The 4,789-nt window shown below is 66.4% G+C and carries 5 protein-coding genes; 2 read left to right on the forward strand and 3 right to left on the reverse strand.

What is annotated here, in order from left to right; translation table 11 throughout:
- Positions 1-132: 132 nt before the first annotated feature.
- Positions 133-1,107: an adenosine deaminase gene (add, locus tag AC2VOU_RS06015; protein WP_486956547.1), complete on the reverse strand. Its 975-nt coding sequence runs from the start codon at positions 1,105-1,107 to the stop codon at positions 133-135.
- Between the two features lie 484 nt (positions 1,108-1,591).
- Here add and AC2VOU_RS06020 point away from each other — a divergent pair, with 484 nt between their 5' ends.
- Positions 1,592-2,635 (forward strand): DUF932 domain-containing protein, encoded by a 1,044-nt coding sequence (locus AC2VOU_RS06020; protein ID WP_486956548.1) that lies wholly within the window; start codon positions 1,592-1,594, stop codon positions 2,633-2,635.
- Between the two features lie 139 nt (positions 2,636-2,774).
- Positions 2,775-2,966 carry a hypothetical protein gene (locus AC2VOU_RS06025; RefSeq protein ID WP_486956549.1) on the forward strand — a complete coding sequence of 64 codons (192 nt, stop codon included), beginning with the start codon at positions 2,775-2,777 and terminating at the stop codon, positions 2,964-2,966.
- Between the two features lie 73 nt (positions 2,967-3,039).
- Here AC2VOU_RS06025 and AC2VOU_RS06030 read toward each other — a convergent pair whose 3' ends face one another.
- Both AC2VOU_RS06030 and AC2VOU_RS06035 read right to left on the reverse strand, forming a co-directional pair.
- Positions 3,040-4,053: an FtsK/SpoIIIE domain-containing protein gene (locus AC2VOU_RS06030; protein ID WP_486956550.1), complete on the reverse strand. Its 1,014-nt coding sequence runs from the start codon at positions 4,051-4,053 to the stop codon at positions 3,040-3,042.
- 238 nt (positions 4,054-4,291) lie between these two features.
- Complete coding sequence (locus AC2VOU_RS06035; protein ID WP_486956551.1) at positions 4,292-4,450, reverse strand: hypothetical protein; 159 nt, start codon at positions 4,448-4,450, stop codon at positions 4,292-4,294.
- Positions 4,451-4,789: the final 339 nt, after the last annotated feature.

The raw sequence follows: 4,789 nt of genomic DNA on the forward strand, positions 1-4,789 counted from the left end.
TCGAACCGCAATATACAGGCAAAAGGGACTATAAGAGACTCGATGACGTTGAAAACACGCCGCCGTTCCCCTCCCCTGGCACCGTTGGTCGACATAGCGTGGTCATGTGCCGATCACGGCGTTGTTCCGCGATCAAGCGGCGGCCCAGGCGGCCAGTCGTTTGTGCAGGGTTTTCTTGTCGGTGTCGTCGAGCCAAGAGCCGTCAATCGCGTTGCGAGTGAGTTGCAGCAGTTGAGGCAGCTGGTAGTTCAGTGCGGCCCCGAGGACGTGATAGTCGTTGGAGGGGTCGGTGCCGAACATCGGCGGGTCGTCAGAGTCGACGCAGACCTTCAGGCCGAGGTCGATCATCTGTTTGATGCGGCGGTGGGTGCCGCCACCGGAGCCGCCATAGCGGCCGATGTCGGCGCTGACGGGTGTGGTCGTGAACAGGACTTGCTCGTCGGCGCAGCGGCGGGCGATCCGTTCGTTGGTGACCACGTGGTAGCCGTGGTCCACCCGGGTGCAATGCAAGCGGTCGAGCAGCACTTCTATGTTGCGCGGGGGTCCGTTCTCGGAGTGTGCGGTGCAGCCCAGGCCGGCGCGGTGCGCCAGCGCGAACGCCGCCGAGAACAACCCAGGTGGGCCTTTGGTTTCATCGGCGTCCAGGCCGACGCCGACCACCTCGTCGACGCGATGTTCGATTAGCTGCTCCACGAACTCAACTGCCTGCGCCGGGCTGTGTTCGCGGTTGACGGCCATGATGATTCTGGCGTCGATGCCCGTGTCGATCTTGGCGTCTCGGATGCCGTCGCACACCCCCGATAGGGCCTCCCGGGATGGCAGTGGGCTCAGTTGAGGGCTGACGAAGATTTCGCGGTACCAGACGTTGTGGTCGGCGCCGAACACCGTCAGCGACTCGTAGGTGATCCGCCGGAAGTCGTCGCGGGTGCGCAGCGACCGCCCGATTCCGTCGTAGACGGAGAGGAACTGGGCGAGATCTTCGTAGGCGGCCGCATCGTAGATGGTGTCGGCGGACGGATTGCCCGCGAACTCGACGCTGTTGGCGTGGGCCAGCTCGACTGCCGTCGCGGCTGGCACCGACCCGAGCAGGTGGCAGTGCAGACTCACCTTCGGTATACGGCAAGCAGTTTCGCGGCTAAGTCCGGCGGCGGCTGCAACGGCGGTACCGTCCACGGTCACGTTGCCCCTCTCGCCGGGTGGCCCCTGTCTGCACCCTGGTCTGGAGAGTATCTGCTGGCCGAGTCGGTGGGCGACAACCAGCCGTGTCCAACAAGCAGGCCAGCGCGGCCAAAGCTAACACCGGAGCACGACATTGTTGAGCACTACCGCACGGAGCACGCTGTGATTCGGTGTGCCACTTGCCTTTCCGGCCTCCGATCATTACCGGCGGGCCGGCCGCGCAAGGGGCAACTACGGCCTACGGCTCGCAAACTTCCCCCAAGCCACTCGCTGACGCTCGCTGGGGAAACTTTGCGCCGTCCCCTTGACGCTCACCCCGGCCCTAATGCCGGTTGTTGATCTACGCGCCGGAAGGCAAAGAAAACGGTTGGCGGGATGGCCGACCATCACCCTTACAGGAAAGGCGCTCAACATGGCACACCACCTCGACATCACCAACGACACTGCCAGCTACGCAGACTCCCGGGCAGACGCCTGGCATCGACTCGGCCAGGCCGTCGGACACGCCATGACCGCACGCGAAGCGATGGAAGCCGCGCACCTAGCCGGGTGGCATGTCCGCAAGATGCCGCTCGTCATCCCCCAAGAGCCCATCATCAGCGAAGACGGGGTAACCACGCCGCCTCCGATCCCGGTGCCGGACATGTACGCCACCGTCCGCGACAACCCCATCAGCCAGGCCGTCGACTACCTCGGCGTGGTCGGATCGAAATACGAGCCGGTGCAAAACGAACAATCGTGCAGCCTGCTCGACGCCATCACCGACGAAAGCGGGGCGCACTTCGAGACCGCGGGAGCATTGCACGGCGGCCGGCAAACCTTCGTCACCATGAAGCTGCCGAAAAGCATGACCCTCACCGGCCCAGGCGGGCAACAAGACCGCACCGATTTCTACCTTGCCGCACTCAACAGCCACGACGGGTCCGCAGCGTTTCGCGTCCTGGTCACCCCCGTCCGCATCGTCTGCGCCAACACCCAGCGGGCGGCCATCAACCGGGCCAAATCCAGTTTCAGCACCCGGCACACCGCCGGAGCGCGGGGAGCCATCCAAGAAGCCCGCAACACGCTTGGCCTGACCTGGCGCTACCTCGACGGATTCGAGGCCGAAGCCGCTGCGCTGTGTGCCGCCCCGATGGAGCCGGCCGAGATGCGCAGCTTCACCAACACCCTGCTCAAGGTCGACGAGGCCGACAGCGCCGCAACGCGAACACGCCGCCGCGACAAAGCCAACGCCATCGTCAAACTGTTCGTCTCATCGCCCACCCTCACCGGAATCGGAGGAACCCGGTGGGCGGCATACAACGCCGTCACCGAATACCTCGACCACTATCAGCCCGTCCGCGGCGCACGCAACGCCGGCCAGGCCGCCGACGCCCGCGCACTGCGAACCGTCACCACCGGCAGCGCCACCGAAACGCTCAAACTCGACGCATGGAAAGTGCTGCAAACCATGTGATCCCGCCCGCCCGGTGGGCGCAGGCAACCCCTGCCCCACCGGGCCGCCCCACTGCAAGCGGAAACGCCTCCGGAATTAATTTCCGCCCGCCCGCCGGTGGCGGCGCCGCCGACGACAGCCGTACAGGAAGATCAAACCCATGAGAAACACGACCAGCACGCTTGAGGAAGCACGCACCGGGTTGGCGCTGCTGCTGGAAGCCGACGAACGCAGCGACTACGAGGAACTGCGCACCCAGGCACTGCACCTGGCCGAGCACTTCGACGAGCTCGACAAAGCCCTAGCCAGCGGCGCACGGCTGCCGGGCGCGTGGAGCCGCGCGGTCGTGTAGTAAACCGGGGTGGAAATTAACCCCGGACACCTACATGCCGTTTGGGGCATCATCTGCCGCCAGGGCGTTGCCGTCAGGCCGGATGCGATATTGCGGCCGCCGCGATGATCAGACCGCACAAGCGCCCGCCGTCCCAGCCAGTCGAGTCGAACACACGAACCTGCCTGGGGTCCGACATCTCCGGCGTGCGCAGGTAACCGGCGCCGGGACACAGGTCGACCACCGCCACGACGGGCCGGCCACCGGCGGTTCTCTGATCGCCCGAGCGTGGCGGTGACATCATCAGCTGATTGGCGAAGCCGCGAAGCACCCCGTCGTCATACACCGCGTGGTCAGCGAGCACGACGTGAACGCCAAGGTCTGAACCCCGCTCCAGCACGTCGTAGATGGTCTTGGCGACGTAGGGGAACCGACGCCGGATCTCGTGGAACTCGTCCACCGCCACAATCAGGTCCGGCAACGGGGTGGTGCCGTCACAAGTGGCGAGGTCGCGGTACTCGTGGATGCTTTTAGCACCGGCGGCGGTTACTTGCCGGTCCCGGATTTCGATCTCTCCCGAAAGCCGGCGAGCGACAGCGACCACGGTCGACGGATGCTCACGGCTGCACGCGATCGTGTGCGGCAGCTCGGCGAGCGGCGAGAAGGTCCGCGTGCCCTTGGCGTCAATGAGGGCGAACCGCAAGCAATCCGGGTCGTACTGTGCGGCCAGGCTCATCATTACGGTTTGCAGTGCGGTCGATTTACCGCTGCCGGTACGTCCGATGATCGCCACATTCCCAGCAGCAGCGGCGCCCGCGGTGCCGAGAGTGAGAAAAGCGGTTTCCGCGGGGTCGCCCGGGCTGTCGGCCGGCGGGGTAAAGAACCCGAGTGGGACACGCAGGCGGGACGGAGACAATGGTGATTCCCTCCAGCGCTCCGCGATCTGGGCCGCGGTGGCCAGGCCGCCGAGCGCGGTCACCCAAGCGGAAACCGCGGCCGGCTCGATAGTCGCCGACGCGACGGCATCGAGCGCCGTCTGGTACTTCACGTCAGGGTGCTCGGCCATGTAGCGGCGGGCGAGTTTCTTGAGACGGTTCGACTCAACCAAGGGAGAAAGCCTCCTGATTCACGCGGCCGGCTGCCAGCTCCGCGACCGCCTGCCGACTCCGCAGGGAACAGGAAGGAACCGCCATTGCCCCTAGAGGGGCTTACCGCCGGTTAGGTCTTCGGTCGCGGCGAAGGCTGTCGCGGCTCCCGCCGCATGGCATGGCGATTACCGCGCAGCCTACAAGGCGGGCGGCTGTCACGCAGCTACCAAGCTGGGCTGATTGTTGACGGCCTCGCGTCTATCGCACGTCGTCAGAGTCGGCTGGCCACGCCATGTCGATCGCCAGCTGGCGGGCGACGACCTCGCCGGTGACGACCCATCGCAGATGTGCGGCGGCCGCTGGGTCATCGGCAGCAGCCAGTACCAGTGACAGGCTGGTCTCGATATCACGGTCCACTGCCCCATTGTGTACCGGCGCCAGGCCGGCCGGCGCAGCCGGCACGCCGGGCGGGACCGGCCGGCCGCCGCGAGCAGGGCCGCAGAGCCTGCTTGAACCGGGCTCACCAGCGTCTCGTCGTCGGCCGGTCCGCGCATTAGACGAACGCCGACGTAGATCGGCCGGAGGAAGTCTCGTGGCCGCCGAACGGGATGGACGAGTCGCACTTGCTGGCGTGCAATCAGGCAGTGACGCCGACAAGTCGGCGGGGACGCCCGCCTGGGGGCCGGCGTCAAGGTCGGCCGCGGTGCGGCCGATATGGCCCGCTGGCACCTCTGGCGCCGGGAAAGGCGCCCTTGC

It is taken from the genome of Mycobacterium sp. TH-M25 (assembly GCF_057473665.1).